General features: G+C 67.4%; 15 protein-coding genes. 10 read left to right on the forward strand and 5 right to left on the reverse strand.

All coding sequences use genetic code 11. The annotated features are described in order from the left end of the window. On the forward strand, window positions 1-78 hold a 78-nt coding region (locus tag KHO18_RS20460), incomplete at its 5' end, for an IS3 family transposase (protein ID WP_211943783.1). Window positions 79-155: 77 nt separating this feature from the next. Here KHO18_RS20460 and purM read toward each other — a convergent pair. Continuing rightward, on the reverse strand, window positions 156-1,208 hold the full coding sequence (purM, locus tag KHO18_RS20465) for a phosphoribosylformylglycinamidine cyclo-ligase (RefSeq protein ID WP_092298963.1): 1,053 nt from the start codon (window positions 1,206-1,208) through the stop codon (window positions 156-158). A gap of 184 nt (window positions 1,209-1,392) precedes the next feature. On the opposite strand from purM, the gene KHO18_RS20470 reads away from it, so the two are divergent. From KHO18_RS20470 to KHO18_RS20510, 9 genes are all read left to right on the forward strand, one after another. After that, window positions 1,393-2,463, forward strand: a complete 1,071-nt coding sequence (locus tag KHO18_RS20470) for an AI-2E family transporter (RefSeq protein ID WP_144202439.1) — start codon at window positions 1,393-1,395, stop codon at window positions 2,461-2,463. 51 nt (window positions 2,464-2,514) lie between these two features. After that, entirely contained in the window at window positions 2,515-3,222 is a 708-nt protein-coding gene (gene hda / locus KHO18_RS20475) for a DnaA regulatory inactivator Hda (protein WP_092298957.1), read from the forward strand. A 104-nt stretch (window positions 3,223-3,326) separates the two neighbouring features. Beyond that, window positions 3,327-4,001 (forward strand): histidinol-phosphatase, encoded by a 675-nt coding sequence (locus KHO18_RS20480; RefSeq protein ID WP_144202441.1) that lies wholly within the window; start codon window positions 3,327-3,329, stop codon window positions 3,999-4,001. Between the two features lies 1 nt (window position 4,002). Next, the gene (gene pcnB, locus KHO18_RS20485; RefSeq protein ID WP_144202443.1) at window positions 4,003-5,577 is read left to right on the forward strand and encodes a polynucleotide adenylyltransferase PcnB; all 1,575 of its coding nucleotides are present in this window, start codon (window positions 4,003-4,005) and stop codon (window positions 5,575-5,577) included. 1 nt (window position 5,578) lies between these two features. Continuing rightward, window positions 5,579-6,097: a 2-amino-4-hydroxy-6-hydroxymethyldihydropteridine diphosphokinase gene (gene folK, locus KHO18_RS20490; protein ID WP_144202445.1), complete on the forward strand. Its 519-nt coding sequence runs from the start codon at window positions 5,579-5,581 to the stop codon at window positions 6,095-6,097. A 32-nt stretch (window positions 6,098-6,129) separates the two neighbouring features. Further along, window positions 6,130-6,771, forward strand: a complete 642-nt coding sequence (locus KHO18_RS20495; protein ID WP_144202447.1) for a deoxynucleoside kinase — start codon at window positions 6,130-6,132, stop codon at window positions 6,769-6,771. A 52-nt stretch (window positions 6,772-6,823) separates the two neighbouring features. Continuing rightward, window positions 6,824-7,645: a 3-methyl-2-oxobutanoate hydroxymethyltransferase gene (panB, locus tag KHO18_RS20500; RefSeq protein ID WP_144202449.1), complete on the forward strand. Its 822-nt coding sequence runs from the start codon at window positions 6,824-6,826 to the stop codon at window positions 7,643-7,645. A 10-nt stretch (window positions 7,646-7,655) separates the two neighbouring features. Beyond that, window positions 7,656-8,354 (forward strand): ABC transporter permease, encoded by a 699-nt coding sequence (locus KHO18_RS20505; protein ID WP_144202451.1) that lies wholly within the window; start codon window positions 7,656-7,658, stop codon window positions 8,352-8,354. After that, on the forward strand, window positions 8,351-9,040 hold the full coding sequence (locus KHO18_RS20510) for an energy-coupling factor ABC transporter ATP-binding protein (protein WP_144202453.1): 690 nt from the start codon (window positions 8,351-8,353) through the stop codon (window positions 9,038-9,040). The genes KHO18_RS20505 and KHO18_RS20510 overlap by 4 nt, the downstream gene beginning before the upstream one ends. 36 nt (window positions 9,041-9,076) lie before the next feature. Here the strand turns inward: KHO18_RS20510 and KHO18_RS20515 are convergent, their stop codons facing one another. From KHO18_RS20515 to KHO18_RS20530, 4 genes are all read right to left on the reverse strand, one after another. Continuing rightward, window positions 9,077-10,948 carry a chorismate-binding protein gene (locus KHO18_RS20515; protein ID WP_211943779.1) on the reverse strand — a complete coding sequence of 624 codons (1,872 nt, stop codon included), beginning with the start codon at window positions 10,946-10,948 and terminating at the stop codon, window positions 9,077-9,079. 115 nt (window positions 10,949-11,063) lie between these two features. After that, complete coding sequence (dnaJ, locus tag KHO18_RS20520; protein WP_211943780.1) at window positions 11,064-12,197, reverse strand: molecular chaperone DnaJ; 1,134 nt, start codon at window positions 12,195-12,197, stop codon at window positions 11,064-11,066. Window positions 12,198-12,369: 172 nt separating this feature from the next. Beyond that, the gene (dnaK, locus tag KHO18_RS20525; protein ID WP_144202460.1) at window positions 12,370-14,322 is read right to left on the reverse strand and encodes a molecular chaperone DnaK; all 1,953 of its coding nucleotides are present in this window, start codon (window positions 14,320-14,322) and stop codon (window positions 12,370-12,372) included. A 192-nt stretch (window positions 14,323-14,514) separates the two neighbouring features. Continuing rightward, a complete protein-coding gene (locus KHO18_RS20530; protein WP_144202462.1) occupies window positions 14,515-15,069 on the reverse strand; it encodes a cob(I)yrinic acid a,c-diamide adenosyltransferase in 555 nt (184 codons plus the stop codon). Window positions 15,070-15,144 lie beyond the last annotated feature (75 nt).

The raw sequence follows: 15,144 nt of genomic DNA on the forward strand, positions 1-15,144 counted from the left end.
TACAATCATGACCGCATCAAGCTCAAACTAAAAGGGCTGAGTCCCGTGCAATACAGGACTCAGCCCTTTCCGGCCTAGCCATCAACCGTCCAACTTCTGGGGGTCAGTTCATTGCCATCGGGCGTTTTGCCATCCTGCGAAGGATCGGACCGCGCTCAGACCACCACGGTCTGGGCCTGGCCTTCCTCGCGTTCGCGGATTTCGCCGATCTGCCACACGGCTTCGCCAGCCGCCTGGAGGTGACGGATGGCGCGTTCGGCGTCTTCCTTCGCCACGATCACGACCATGCCGATGCCGCAGTTGAACACGCGGTGCATTTCCGCATCGGCCACGCGGCCCTGCTCCTGGAGCCACTGGAACAGCGGCGGCAGGGTCCAGGCATCCTTCTGGATCACGGCGGTGACGTTGTCGGCCAGCACGCGCGGCACGTTCTCGGTCAGGCCGCCACCGGTGATGTGGGCCATGCCCTTGACCGGCAGCGTCTCGATCAGCGAGAGCAGCGGCTTCACGTAGATGCGCGTCGGCGCCATGATGGCGTCCTGCAGGCGCTGGCCGTGGAAGTCGGCGTTCAGGTCCGGCTTCGCCACGTCGATGATCTTGCGCACCAGCGAGTAACCGTTCGAATGCGCGCCCGACGAGGCCAGGCCCAGCACCACGTCGCCCGGGATGATCGTGCTGCCGTCGATGATCTTGCGCTTTTCCACGGCGCCCACCGCGAAGCCGGCCAGGTCGTACTCGCCGTCCGGGTACATGCTCGGCATCTCGGCGGTCTCGCCGCCGATCAGCGCGCAGCCGGCCAGTTCGCAGCCGTGGGCGATACCCTGGATCACAGTGGCAGCCGTGTCCACGTCCAGCTTGCCGCAGGCGAAGTAGTCGAGGAAGAACAGCGGCTCGGCGCCCTGCACCAGGATGTCGTTGACGCTCATCGCCACCAGATCCTGGCCCACGGTGTCGTGGCGGTTCAGCTGGAATGCCAGCTTGAGCTTGGTGCCCACGCCGTCCGTGCCGGATACCAGCACCGGCTCCTGGAACTTCTTCGAGAGTTCGAACAGCGCGCCGAATCCGCCGATACCGGCCATCACGCCTTCACGCATGGTGCGCTTGGCGAACGGCTTGATGCGGTCTACCAGCGCGTCGCCGGCGTCGATGTCAACACCGGCATCGCGGTAGGAAAGGCCTGCCTGGCCGGCGTTCTGGGATGCGCTCATGAGATCCTGCTTGTCTTTGACGAGGTAAAGTGTGGATTACGGCGCCCGGCGCCACGGAGGGCGGGCGCGAGTCCGTTAGAATCGCGATTTTAACGGATACAGGCTCCCGGCTACCAGTTTCGCGGCGACACCCGGTCACCAGACCGGCCAAAGTTGCCCGCCCGGCGGTTTCCGGACCCTTTCGATGAACGCTCCCCTGCTCTCGCCAGACTCCAAACGTATCCTGATCTGGGTGGTCGTGGCCGCCGGCCTGTTCGCCGCCATCGTGGCGCTGGCGCCGGTGCTCACGCCCTTCCTGTTCGCGTTCATTTTTGCGTACATTCTCACGCCGGGCGTGGACTGGCTCCAGCGCCGCCGCGTGCCGCGCTTTATCGGCGTGACGCTGATGATCGGCCTGCTGACGATCATCGTGGTGCTGCTGGTGCTGTTGCTGATTGCCGTGCTCCAGCGCGAGATCCCGCAGATCCGCGAGCAGGTGCCGATGCTGTTGCAAAAGCTCAACAATGTGGTGGCACCCCGCCTGGCAGAACTGGGGGTGCGCGTGCGCTTTGACTTCCCCGGCCTGCGCAATATGCTGCAGGACCGCTTCGCGGCCAGCCCGGAAGACCTGTTCCAGGTGCTGCTGAATTATGCGAAGGTGTCCGGCTCGGCCCTGATCAGCGTGGCTGGCATGCTGTTCATCATCCCCATCGTCATGTATTACCTGATGATGGACTGGCATATGGTCATGCGGCGGATCGAGCGGCTGGTGCCGCGCCGCTGGGTGCCGAAGGTGCGCGAGCTGTCGAATGAGACTGATGCGCTACTTTCCCAGTACCTGCGCGGGCAGATTATCGTTATGGTGATCCTTGCTGCACTTTATTCGATCGGGCTGACCATCGCCGGATTCGAGGTGGGCGTGCCGGTGGGCGTGTTCACCGGGCTGGCGGTGTTCATCCCGTACATTGGTTTCGGGCTGGGGCTGGCGCTGGCGATCGTGGCGGCGCTGCTGCAATTCGGCAACTGGTACGGGCTGGGCGCCGTGGCCGTGGTATACGGCATCGGGCAGTTCGTGGAAAGCTTTTACCTGACGCCGCGGCTGGTGGGCGAGCGCATCGGGCTGCACCCGCTGGTGGTGATCTTCGCGCTGCTGGCATTTGGCCAGTTGTTTGGCTTCTTCGGCGTGCTGCTGGCCCTGCCGACCTGTGCGGTGCTGCTGGTCGGCGCGCGGCAGATCCGGCGCGTTTATATGGCTAGCGAGCTGTACCGCAACTGATCGAAGCCCACAGAAACTGATGGAACCGAGGTAGGAAGTTACGAAAACGTCATGTCTTCGCGTCATAAGCAGCTTTCGCTCGAGCTCGGCAGCCCCCCGCCGTCCACGTTCGAGAACTTTTTCGTGGCTTCGAACCGCGAGCCGGTGCAGCGCCTGCGTGAGCTGCCGGCCGCTATCGCCCAGGAACACGCCAACGACCGGCTGATCTACCTGTGGGGCGAGGTCGGCTCGGGGCGCACCCACCTGCTGCACGCGGTGTGCGACGCGGCGCTCCATACCGGCCTGAACTGCCGCTACCTGAGCCCGCACCACGCGCTGGCCGACTTCAATTTCGACCCGTCCTGCCGGCTCTACACCGTCGATGACGTGGAATTGCTCGACGAAGCGCGACAGATCGCCGTGTTTTCGCTGTATAACGAGGTGCGCGCCCACGTGCGCACCGCGCTGGTGGTGGCGGGCGGCCTGGCGCCGCGTGCCATGCCGGTACGTGAAGACCTGCGCACCCGGCTTGGCTGGGGGCTGGTCTACCAGGTGGCGTCGCTGTCCGATGACGACAAGATGGCCGCCCTGCTGCAGGCCGCGCGCGAGCGTGGGTTGCAGTTGTCGCCGGAAATCCCCCACTGGCTGGTGACGCGGCATTACCGCGACATGCCCAGCCTGATGGCCCTGCTGGACGCGCTGGACACCTATTCGCTCGAGCGCAAGCGCGCGGTCACCCTGCCGCTGCTGCGCGAGATGTTTGCGGAATTCCGCGAATAAACCGCGAATCCGCGCCGAAGCTGGCACGAAATCCGCTCCAAATTGGTCCTGGCGCGCCACGGCGCGCCGACCGCCATGCGTACCTTAATGTAAAATCGCCGCCCATGAATCTGGCACTGTTTGACCTCGACCACACCCTGATCCCCACCGACAGCGACCACGAATGGGGCCGCTTCCTGGTCCGCATGGGCGTTGTCGACGAGGAATCCTATCGTCGCAAGAACGACGAGTTCTATGGGCAATACAAGGCGGGCACCCTGGATATCCAGGCGTTCCTGCGCTTCGCGCTGGCCCCGCTGGCCGCCAATCCGCGCGACCGGCTGGACGCCTGGCGCCAGCGCTTCATGCGCGAGGTGATCGACCCCGTCATCACCCCGCAGGCCAAGGCGCTGGTCTACAAGCACCTGGAGGCGGGCGACCTGTGCGCGGTGGTGACGGCTACCAACAGCTTCGTGACCGCGCCGATCGCCCAGGCCTTCGGCATCAAGCATCTGATCGCGACCGAGCCGGCCACGTCCGACGGCAAGCCGGACAGCGCGTTCACCGGCGAGGTCTTCGGCGTGCCGAGTTTCCGCGAGGGCAAGATCGCCCGCGTGGAGCAGTGGCTCAAGGGCCTCGGCACCCAGTGGGAAGACTTCGGCACCACGACGTTCTACAGCGATTCCGCCAACGACCTGCCCCTGCTGGAAAAGGTCAGCGAGCCGATCGCCGCCAATCCCGACGACCGCCTGCGCCACCATGCGGCCGCGGCCGGCTGGCGCATCATGGACCTGTTCTGACGTGATCAAGAAGCTCATCAACCGGCTGCTCGGCAAGCCTGGCCCCAAGCTGCGCCGCACCGGGCGCGCCCATACGCAGCGCATCGTCAATGTGGACGAACACCAGATCGATCCCACGCTGATTTCGCGCAACGCCGTCAAGGTCACCACCACCCTCCAGCAGGCCGGTTTCCAGGCCTTCATCGTGGGCGGCGCCGTGCGTGACGTGCTGCTCGGCATCAAGCCGAAGGACTTCGATGTGGCCACCAACGCCACGCCCGACGAGGTGCAGGCGCTGTTCCGCCGCTCGCGCATCATCGGCCGGCGCTTCCAGATCGTGCACGTGACGTTCTACGGCGGCCGCGAGCAGGAGATCATCGAGGTCTCGACCTTCCGCGCGCTGGTGGACGCGATTGCCAGCGAGACGCTGCCCGAAGGCCGCCGCCTGAAGCGCGCCGAGCTGGACAGCAAGACGCACGCGATCGACGCCAGCGGCCGCGTACTGCGCGACAACGTCTGGGGCTCCCAGGCCGAGGACGCCGAGCGCCGCGACTTCACGATCAACGCGATGTACTACGACCCGGCCGCCCAGACCGTGCATGACTACCATCACGGCATGGAAGACATCCGCGCGCGCACGCTGCGGATGATCGGCGACCCGGTCACGCGCTACCGCGAAGACCCGGTGCGCATGCTGCGCGTGGTGCGCTTCGCGGCCAAGACCGGTTTTTCGATCGACGAGGCCACGCGCGAGCCGATCGCCGAACTGGCCCCGCTGATCCACAACGTGCCGAGCGCGCGCCTGTTCGACGAAATGCTGAAGCTGCTGATGTCCGGGCACGCCTGGGCCTCGCTGCAGGAGCTGCGCAAGGCCGGCCTGCACAAGGGCCTGCTGCCGCTGCTGGACGTGGCGCTGGAGCAGCCGATGGGCCAGCGCTTCGTGCAGCTGGCGCTCGACAACACCGACCGCCGCGTGCAGGCCGGCAAGCCGGTGTCGCCCGGCTTTCTGTTCGCCGCGCTGCTGTGGCACCACGTGCTGCAACGCTGGAACAAGCTGCGCGACGAGGGCGAGCACGCGATTGCTGCGCTCAACACGGCCATGGACATGGTGCTGGAGAAGCAGACCGGCCAACTGGCCATCCAGCGCCGCTTTGTCACCGACATGCGCGACATCTGGGGCATGCAGCCGCGCTTCGAGAAGCGCGTGGGCCGCATGCCGTTCCGCCTGCTGGAATCGCCGCGCTTCCGCGCCGGCTATGACTTCCTGCAACTGCGCTGCGAATCGGGCGAACAGCCGGCCGAAATCGGCCAGTGGTGGACCGACTTCCAGAACGCGCCGCCCGATGCCCGCGAGGACATGATCGAGGCCGCCCGCCCGAAGCGTGGCAAGGGTAGCGCGGGCGCCGCCGGTGGCGGCAGCCAGGGTCCCGACGACAGCGAGGGCTTCGCGGGGGTCGATGGCGAGGGCCCGGTGCGCAAGAAGCGTCGTCGGCGCGGTCCGCGGAAATCGGATAAAGTTTCTTCGCGGGGCGACACGGACGCGGCGGAGGGGGGTCAGGCCGCATCAGAGTCCGGCCGCGCCCAGCCGGAGGAATAACATGACACTTGCCTTTATCGGCATCGGCGCCAATCTCGGCGATGCCCGCCAGGCATTGAAGGACGCGATCGTGTGCCTGGCCCAGCAGGTCGGCATCACGGTATTGGCCAAGTCCTCGTTCTACCGCACCGCACCCGTCGACGCCAGCGGCGACGACTACTTCAACGCCGTGGTGAAGGTGGAGACGTCCTTCACCGCGCCGCAGCTGTTGCGCATCTGCCACCACATCGAGGACCAGTTCGGCCGCGAGCGCCCGTTTCACAACGCGCCGCGCACGCTGGACCTCGACCTGCTGCTGTTCGGCGCCGACCGGATCGACTCCGAGGCGCTGACCGTGCCGCATCCGCGTATCACCGAGCGCGCCTTCGTGCTGGTGCCGCTGGTGGAGCTGGATGGCGAGGTCGTCATCCCGGGCCGGGGCCGCGCGGCGGACTTCCTGCCCGGCGTACGCGACCAGCGCATCGAGAAGTTTTCCTCATGCAAATGCCCCCGCCTGCAGGAAGGCGGCACGCAGGCGTGATCCACGCCTGATCCATCGGCACCCCACGAGCCATGCTCGACCATCTGCGCCGCATCGTCGTCGAAGGGCCCGTCGGCTCCGGCAAGACCTCGCTGGCGCAGCGCCTGGCCCGCACGCTCCAGGCCGGCGAACTGCCTGACGGCGCCCGCCAGAACCCCTTCCTCGAACGCTTCTACCGCGAGCCGCAGCGCTATGCCCTGCCGATGCAGCTGCACTGCCTGGACCAGCGCGCCACCCAGAGCCAGCAATGGCAGGCCGCGCTGCTCGCCGGCCAGCGCATGATCGGCAATTTCCTCTATGCACGTGACCGCCTCTATGCGGCCCTGACGCTCGAAGCCGACGAACTCGCGCTCTACGACGCGCTGGCCGCCCGGCTCCAGGTGCCGGCCCAGCGCGTGGACCTGGTCATCGTGCTCCAGGCCACGCCGTCGCTGCTGCGCGAGCGGATTGCGCGGCGCGGGCTGCCGGGCGAGTCCGGCATCGACGAAACCTACCTCCAGCGGCTGACCGACGCCTATGGCGAGCTGTTCCACCGCTACGACGAGGCGCCGGTCCTGATCGTGGACACCGCGCGCTTCAATCCGGTGGACAACGACGGCGATTTCCGTACACTACTGTCGCGCATCGAGAACATGCGGGGCCGCAAGGCCTTCCTGAATCTCGCGGCCCCCTGACCGCCCTGCCCGCCTCAGGCCCAGGCAGCCACACACCCCCACGGGCACTGCCATGAGTTACCTCCTCGACCCCTCCCGCAAGACCGTCACCATTCCCAAGCTCCAGGCCATGCGCGCCGCAGATGACAAGATCGTCATGCTGACCGCCTACGACTCGAGCTTCGCCGCGCTGCTCGATTTCTGCGGCGTGGAAGTGATCCTCGTCGGCGATTCGCTCGGCAACGTGATGCAGGGCCAGCAGACCACGCTGCCCGTCACGCTGCAGCACATGGTCTATCACACCGAATGCGCGGCGCGCGGCAACCAGACCGCGCTGCTGGTATCGGACCTGCCGTTCGGCACCTACGGCACGCCCACGCAGGCCTTCGAGAGCGCCACCGCGCTGATGCGCGCGGGCGCGCAGATGGTGAAGCTGGAAGGCGGCGACTGGCTCGCCCCCACCGTGAAATTCCTGGTCGAGCGCAGCATTCCGGTGTGCGCCCACATCGGCCTGACCCCGCAGTCGGTGCACGCGCTGGGCGGCTTCAAGGTGCAGGGCAAGACCGATGCCGGCGCCGCGCAGCTCAAGCGTGACGCGCTGGCGCTGCAGGCCGCCGGTGCGCAGCTGATCGTCATGGAAGCCGTGCCGGCCGCGCTGGCTGGCGAGGTCACGGCACAGCTGACGATTCCGACCATCGGCATCGGCGCCGGCGTGGACTGTTCCGGCCAGGTGCTGGTGCTGCAGGACATGCTCAATATCTATCCGGGCCGCAAGGCCAAGTTCGTGCGCAACTTCATGGACGGCCAGACCTCGATCGAGGCCGCCGTGCGCGCTTTCGTCGCCGCCGTGAAGGATGGCAGCTTCCCGGCCGTCGAGCACACGTTCTCCGCCTGAGCGCGCCCACGTGGAGATCGGCACGGCCACGCTGGACGCTTTCCGCCTGCTGGGCAGCGGGGACGGCGCGCTATGGTTCATCGTCTGGACCTCGCTGATGGTGGCGGTGCTCGGCCTGGCGCTGGCCACCGTGCCGGCCATCGGCGCCGCCTACCTGATCGCCACCCATGCCTTTCCCGGCCGGCGCGTGGTGGTGGTGCTGGCGCAGGCCTTCCTGTCCTTCCCGACGGTGCTGGTCGGCCTGGTGCTCTATCTGCTGTTCACGCGGCAGGGGCCGCTGGGTAGCTTCTCCCTGCTGTTCACCCCGTCCGGCATGGTTTTCGGGCAGGCCGTGATCGGCTTTCCCGTGGTGCTGGCGTTCTCGCTCGCGGCCATGCAGGCGGCGGACCCACGCCTGCGCGAGACCGCCTGGGTGCTCGGCGCCGGCCGTTGGCGCACCTTCTTCACCGTGCTGCGCGAACTCCGCTTCGGCCTGATGGCGGCCGTGGTGGCCGGCTTCGGGCGCGTGATTGCCGAAGTGGGCTCGGCGCTGATGATCGGCGGCAATATCGAAGGCTCCACGCGCACCATCACCACGGCCATCGCACTGGAGACCAGCAAGGGCGAGTTCGCGCAGGGCATCGCGCTCGGCATCGTGCTGGTGGCGCTGGCGCTGGCTGTCAACGTCATGCTCGCCTGGCTGCAAGGCGCGGGAGGGTTCCGGCGATGACCACCCCTGCCTTGTCGCCACTGCTGACGGTGCGGGGCCTGGTGCGCCGCGTCGGGTCTCGCCAGCTGTTCGCCATCCCCGAACTGGTGTTCCCGCGCGCCACCGCCGTAGCGCTGACCGGCGTCAACGGCGCGGGCAAGTCCACCCTGCTGCGGATGGTGGCCGGGCTGGAGCCGGCGCCGGGCGCCACCGTGGCGTGGGAGGACGAAGGCGGCACGCGCCGCGAGGCGCCGCTGACGCCGCTGCCGCCCGCGCTGCGCCAGCGCGTGGCCTACATGCACCAGCATCCCTACCTGTTCCGCACCTCGGTGCGCGACAACATCGCCTATGGCCTGCGCGCCCGGGGCGTGGCGCACGACGAGATCGAGCGGCGCGTGGGCGCGGCGCTGGGCTGGGCCGGCATCGTCCATGTGCAGGACACCGCGCCGGAGAAGCTGTCCGGCGGCGAAGTCCAGCGCGTGGCGCTGGCGCGGGCCAAGGTGCTGGAGCCGGAACTGCTGCTGCTCGACGAACCCACCTCCAATCTCGACGGCCACGCGCGCGAGCAGGTGATTGCGCTGATCGGGGAACTGGCGGCGGAGGGCCGCTCCGTGGTGATGGTCTGCCACGACCGGGAACTGATCAACCTGCCCGGGGTGGTCAGGTGGAAGCTGGGAGACGGGCAGTTGGATACCAGGCATCGATAGCGGGTGAAATGCCTGCCCTCTAGAAACCCCAGCCGCTCAGCGCAGCCGCGCCCGCATCGTCCCGCGCAGCGCGTTGGCGATGACGATGGCCTCGGCGCGCCGCACCATGTCATGCGTGACCACGGCCTGTTCGATCGGGCCGTCGATCAGCGCATCGCCCCCTTCGAGTACCACCGCCCGCATCACGCCCGGCAGGATGTCCGCCGACAGCGGCGGCGTCAGCCAGCGCCCGCCCACCTTCACGAACACCGAACTGCGCCCGCCTTCGAGCAACTCGTCACGCGTGTTGAAGAACAGCGCGTCGAAGCCGCCCTCGCGCTCGGCCGCCTGCCAGCCGGCATCGAACGCGGCGCGGGCACTGGACTTGTAGCGGCGCATCGGGTCGGCTACCGGCAGGCGCGTGGGCGACAGGTCGAGCAGCGCCACCGGCTCGGCGCGCGGCGCCAGCGGACCGCTCGCGAAGACCAGCGCGCCGGCCTTGTCGACGGCCATGCGCAGCCGCCAGTCGCCGTCGCCCAGCCGTCCCGCCTCGGCCTGCATGGCCGCCCGCGCCGCCGGTTGGTCGAATGCGAAGCCAAACACTGCCGTGGATTGCGCCAGCCGCGCCAGATGGCGCTCGCGGTGCAGCACCACGCCATCGCATGCGTGCATGGTCTCGAACAGCGTGAAGCCGGGATCGTGCGCGGTCAGGAAGCGCGCCTTCCAGCCGCATTCCGCGAACTCGTCGGCGGCCACGCTGTCATGGACGATGCCGCCGCCCACCCCCATCTCCCCCCGGCGCAGGCCGTCGTCGCCCTGCGGCCCCAGCACCAGCGTGCGGATCGCCACGGACATGCCGAAAGCGCCGCAGGGTTGGTCGTCTGCCGGCGCATCGAGCCAGCCGATGGCGCCCGTGTAGAGGCCGCGCGGCGTGGTTTCCAGTTCGGCGATGATCTGCATGGTCCGCCGCTTGGGCGCGCCCGTGATCGAGCCGCACGGGAACAGCGCCGCCATCAACGCGCCGAAGGCGGTGCCGGGCCGCGCCGTGGCGGTCACGGTGGAAGTCATCTGGAGCACCCGCCCGAACGGCTGCACCACGAAGCGGTCGGGCACGGCCACGCTGCCGGGCTGGGCGATGCGGCCCAGGTCGTTGCGCAGCAGGTCGACGATCATCACGTTCTCGGCCCGGTTCTTGGCGTCGGCGGCCAGCCGGCGCGCGGCGCGGGCGTCCTGCCCGGCGTCCCCGCTGCGCGGCGCGGTGCCCTTCATCGGCCGGGTCACCAGATGCCCGGCGCCGTCATGCTCGACAAACAGCTCGGGCGACAGCGACAGCACCCAGCCGTCGCCGGGCAGCCAGGCCAGCACGCCGAACGGCACCGGCTGCGCGGCCCGCAGCGCGGCGTAGAACGTTACCGGGTCGCCGAAGGCGGAGAAACGGAGCCGCTGCGTGAAATTCACCTGATAGGTATCGCCGGCCTCGATATAGGCGTGGATGCGTGCGATGGCGTCTGCGTAGGCGGCGTGCGGCGGCTCGGCGCGCACGTCCATCGCGCCGGCCGGGGCGGATTCTGCTCGGGCGGCCAGCCATGCTCCTACGGCGTCGCCGTCGAGCCGGGCCATGTCCCGGAACCAGAGCAGGTGCAGCGCGCCGTCATGGAACGGCAGCGCATTGCCGCAATGGACCGGCGCCCCGACAAGCGCCCCGCCGAACTCGTACGGTGCGAACAGCGTGGCCTGCAGCCCGTGGCGCCAGCCGGCGGCCAGCAGCGCGTCCAGCGTGGCGGGATCGGTGCCGGCGGGCAGCACATCGGCCCGGACAAACCCCGTATAGAGGCGCGACGCCGCCACGCCGGGTGCGGCGGCGGCATCGTCAAGCAGGACGAAGGGGTCGAAACTGGCGCTGGAGGGGGCGGGGGACGGCGGAACCACGGCAACTCGGCAGGGTGCATCAATGCCGCATTATCGCCGCGCCGGGCATGAAAAAACCGGCCACGCTGGTCACGTGGCCGGTTTCATCGTCCTGCCTGCCGGGCAATCCGGCGATTTAGCTGAAGAAGCTCTTCACCTTGTCCAGCCAGGACTGCTCCTGCGGGCTGTGGCGCGAGCCGCCCTCGTGCACCGAGCGGTCGAACTCGCGCAACATGTCCTTCTGGGCCTCGGTCAGCTTGACCGGCGTTTCCACGTTCACATGGACGTAGAGGTCGCCGGGATAGCCCGAGCGCACGCCCTTGATGCCCTTGCCGCGCAGCCGGAACGTCTTGCCGCCCTGCGTGCCCTCGGGCACCGGGAAGCTGGCGCGGCCGCCCAGCGTCGGCACTTCCAGTTCGCCGCCCAGCGCCGCCGTGGCGAAGGAGATCGGCATCTGGCAGTGCAGGTCATCGCCGTCACGCTCGAATACCTCGTGTGCCTTGATGTGCACTTCCACATATAGGTCGCCCGGGGGGCCGCCGTTGATGCCCGGCTCGCCATTGCCCGACGAGCGGATGCGCATGCCTTCGTCGATACCGGCCGGAATCTTCACTTCCAGCGTCTTCTGCGACTTCAGCTTGCCTTGGCCATGGCACTTCACGCACGGCTTGGGGATGAACTTGCCGCTGCCGTGGCACTTCGGGCAGGTCTGCTGCATGGTGAAGAAGCCTTGCGACACACGCACCTGGCCCACGCCGTTACAGGTCGGGCAGGTTTCCACCGACGATCCCGGCTCGGCGCCGTTGCCGTGGCAGTGCTCGCAGTCTTCCCAGTGGGGCACGCGGATCTGCGCCTCGTGGCCATGGGCCGCCTGCTCCAGCGAGATTTCCATGCTGTAGCGCAGGTCGGCGCCCCGGTAGGCTTGCGGGCCGTTGCCGCGCCGCTGTCCGCCCTGCTGGCCGAAGATGTCGCCGAAGATGTCGCCGAAGGCCTCGGCAAACCCGCCGTAGCCCTGGCCGCCGCCGAAGCCGCCGGCCATATTGGGGTCCACGCCGGCGTGGCCATACTGGTCGTAGGCGGCCTTCTTCTCGGGGTCGGAAAGCATCTCGTACGCTTCCTTGCCCTCCTTGAACTTATCTTCCGCTTCCTTGCTGTCCGGATTGCGGTCCGGGTGGTACTTCATCGCGAGCTTGCGATAAGCCTTCTTGATCTCGTCGTCGCTCGCGTTCTTGCCTACCCCGAGCACTTCGTAATAGTCACGTTTTGCCATGGTGGCTCTTACCTGATTGGCCTGTCCGGCATGAAATCACCGGCTGGGCGAATAGCAAAAAAGCCGAGCGAGGTGTTCGACCATGGTTTCTCACCCTGTGTCTGAACACCAACGCTCGGCGTCGGGGCGGGAGTGGCGCCAACTGCACCTGCGCCACTCCCGCTGGTCCCGCTTACTTCTTGTCGTTCACTTCCTTGAACTCGGCGTCCACGACGTTATCGTCCTGCGGCTGCGCCTGGGACTGCTGCTGGCCGCCTGCGGCACCGGCCGCACCGCCGGCGCCGGCTTCACCGGCCTTGGCCTGCATGTCGGCGTAGACCTTCTCGCCCAGCTTCTGGCTCGCTTCGGACAGCGCGTTGATCTTGGACTCGATCTCGGCCTTGTCGCCGCCGCGTGCGGCGTCTTCCAGTTCCTTGACCGCGACTTCGATCTTTTCCTTCTCGCCGGCTTCCAGCTTGTCGCCATGCTCGGCCACGGCCTTGCGCGTCGAGTGGATCAGCGCATCAGCCTGGTTGCGGGCATCGGCCAGCTCACGGGCGCGCTTGTCTTCCTCGGCGTTGGCCTCGGCGTCCTTCACCATGCGCTGGATCTCGTCTTCCGACAGACCCGAGTTCGCCTTGATGGTGATGCGGTTTTCCTTGCCGGTGGCCTTGTCCTTGGCGCCCACGTGCAGGATGCCGTTGGCGTCGATGTCGAACGAGACCTCGATCTGCGGCGTGCCACGCGGCGACGGCGGAATGCCTTCCAGGTTGAACTCGCCCAGCAGCTTGTTGCCGCTGGCCATCTCGCGCTCGCCCTGGAACACCTTGATCGTCACCGCCGGCTGGTTGTCGTCAGCCGTCGAGAAGACCTGTGCGTGCTTGGTCGGGATGGTCGTGTTCTTGCTGATCATCTTGGTCATCACGCCGCCCAGCGTCTCGATGCCCAGCGACAGCGGCGTCACGTCCAGCAGCAGCACGTCGGTACGGTCGCCCGACAGCACCGAGCCCTGGATCGCGGCACCCACGGCCACGGCTTCGTCCGGGTTCACGTCCTTGCGGGCTTCCTTGCCGAAGAACTCGCGCACCTGCTCCTGCACCTTGGGCATGCGGGTCATGCCGCCGACCAGGATCACGTCGTCGATGTCGCCCACCTTGACGCCCGCATCCTTGATGGCGGTGCGGCACGGGTCGATCGTGCGCTTGATCAGGTCTTCCACCAGCGCTTCCAGCTTGGCGCGCGTGATCTTCAGGTTCAAGTGCTTCGGGCCCGAGGCATCCGCCGTGATGTACGGCAGGTTGATCTCGGTCTGCTGCGAGCTGGACAGCTCGATCTTGGCCTTTTCAGCGGCTTCCTTCAGGCGTTGCAGCGCCAGCACGTCCTTGGACAGGTCGACGCCCTGGTCCTTCTTGAACTCGCCGATGATGTAGTCGATGATGCGCTGGTCGAAGTCCTCGCCACCGAGGAAGGTGTCGCCGTTGGTCGACAGCACTTCGAACTGCTTCTCGCCGTCCACGTCCGCGATCTCGATGATCGAGATGTCGAACGTGCCGCCGCCGAGGTCATACACGGCGATCTTGCGGTCGCCCTTCTCGTTCTTGTCCATGCCGAACGCCAGCGCGGCGGCGGTCGGCTCGTTGATGATGCGCTTGACGTCCAGGCCCGCGATGCGGCCGGCGTCCTTGGTCGCCTGGCGCTGCGAGTCGTTGAAGTAAGCCGGCACGGTGATCACGGCTTCGGTCACCGGCTCGCCCAGGTAGTCCTCGGCGGTCTTCTTCATCTTGCGCAGCACTTCGGCGGACACCTGCGGCGGGGCCAGCTTCTGGTCGCGCGCGCCCACCCATGCGTCGCCGTTGTCGGCCTTGACGATAGCGTAGGGCATCAGGCCGATGTCCTTCTGCACTTCCTTTTCTTCGAACTTGCGGCCGATCAGGCGCTTCACGGCGTACAGCGTGTTGCGCGGGTTCGTGACAGCCTGGCGCTTGGCCGGCGCGCCGACCAGGATCTCGCCATCTTCCATGTAGGCGATGATCGACGGGGTGGTACGCGTGCCTTCGGCGTTCTCGATGACCTTCGGCGTGTTGCCTTCCAGGATCGCTACGCAGCTATTGGTGGTACCCAAGTCGATACCAATGATCTTACCCATTTGTGTTCTCTCCTATTGAGCCCTGCTTTGGCGCAGCGGCTGCAATTCAACCTGAGTGCGAAATGTGGCCGTCCGGGGGCATTTCAAGGGCAGAACTGGCAATTCCGAGTAATTTTCTCGGTTTTGCCGGTGCGTGCCGTGCCAGCCTCGGGAGCGGCCTTAAAGTGGATTATTGTTATCTTTTTGAGGATTTCAGGACTGGCGCTCGCGCTGCCAGAGCACGTCGGTGCCGCCCCCGGCCCGGTTCAGCACCCGGGCGAGCACGAACAGCAGGTCCGAGAGCCGGTTCAGGTACTGGCGCGGCGCCTCGTTGAGGGCCTCGGTGGCGCCCAGCGCCACCAGCGCCCGCTCCGCCCGGCGGCAGACCGTGCGGCAGACGTGGGCCTGGGCCGCGGCGCGGCTGCCGCCTGGCAGAATGAACTCCGCCAGCCGGGGCAGGCTGGCGTTGTAGTGCGCCAGCCAGTCGTCCAGCTGGATCACCTGCGCTTCCTTTAGCAGCGTGTAGCCCGGAATCGACAGTTCGCCGCCCAGGTCGAACAGGTCGTGCTGGATATGGAGCAGCGCGCCGCGCACATCATCCGGCAGGTCCGGCTCGGTCAGCAGCAGGCCGATGTGGGAATTCAGTTCGTCCACGTCGCCAATGGCGGCGATGCGCTCGCTGTTCTTGCCGGTGCGGCTGCCGTCGCCCAGCCCGGTGGTGCCGGCGTCACCGGTGCGGGTGGCGATCTTGGACAGGCGGTTACCCATGCCGGTCTCCCTCGTCTTGGTTTGAAGTGGCGCAATTATGGCCCCGAACCCGGGCTTCGGGGCGGGTTCCGGGGC

The organism is Cupriavidus campinensis (genome assembly GCF_905397395.1).
In the GTDB taxonomy this organism is placed as follows: domain Bacteria; phylum Pseudomonadota; class Gammaproteobacteria; order Burkholderiales; family Burkholderiaceae; genus Cupriavidus; species Cupriavidus campinensis.

Bases quoted from the DNA above. Each gene is read 5' to 3' on its own strand.
- purM (WP_092298963.1), bottom strand. From the start codon at position 1,208: ATGAGCGCATCCCAGAACGCCGGCCAGGCAGGCCTTTCCTACCGCGAT.
- KHO18_RS20470 (WP_144202439.1), top strand. From the start codon at position 1,393: ATGAACGCTCCCCTGCTCTCGCCAGACTCCAAACGTATCCTGATCTGG.
- hda (WP_092298957.1), top strand. From the start codon at position 2,515: ATGTCTTCGCGTCATAAGCAGCTTTCGCTCGAGCTCGGCAGCCCCCCG.
- KHO18_RS20480 (WP_144202441.1), top strand. From the start codon at position 3,327: ATGAATCTGGCACTGTTTGACCTCGACCACACCCTGATCCCCACCGAC.
- folK (WP_144202445.1), top strand. From the start codon at position 5,579: ATGACACTTGCCTTTATCGGCATCGGCGCCAATCTCGGCGATGCCCGC.
- KHO18_RS20495 (WP_144202447.1), top strand. From the start codon at position 6,130: ATGCTCGACCATCTGCGCCGCATCGTCGTCGAAGGGCCCGTCGGCTCC.
- panB (WP_144202449.1), top strand. From the start codon at position 6,824: ATGAGTTACCTCCTCGACCCCTCCCGCAAGACCGTCACCATTCCCAAG.
- KHO18_RS20510 (WP_144202453.1), top strand. From the start codon at position 8,351: ATGACCACCCCTGCCTTGTCGCCACTGCTGACGGTGCGGGGCCTGGTG.
- dnaJ (WP_211943780.1), bottom strand. From the start codon at position 12,197: ATGGCAAAACGTGACTATTACGAAGTGCTCGGGGTAGGCAAGAACGCG.
- dnaK (WP_144202460.1), bottom strand. From the start codon at position 14,322: ATGGGTAAGATCATTGGTATCGACTTGGGTACCACCAATAGCTGCGTA.
- KHO18_RS20530 (WP_144202462.1), bottom strand. From the start codon at position 15,069: ATGGGTAACCGCCTGTCCAAGATCGCCACCCGCACCGGTGACGCCGGC.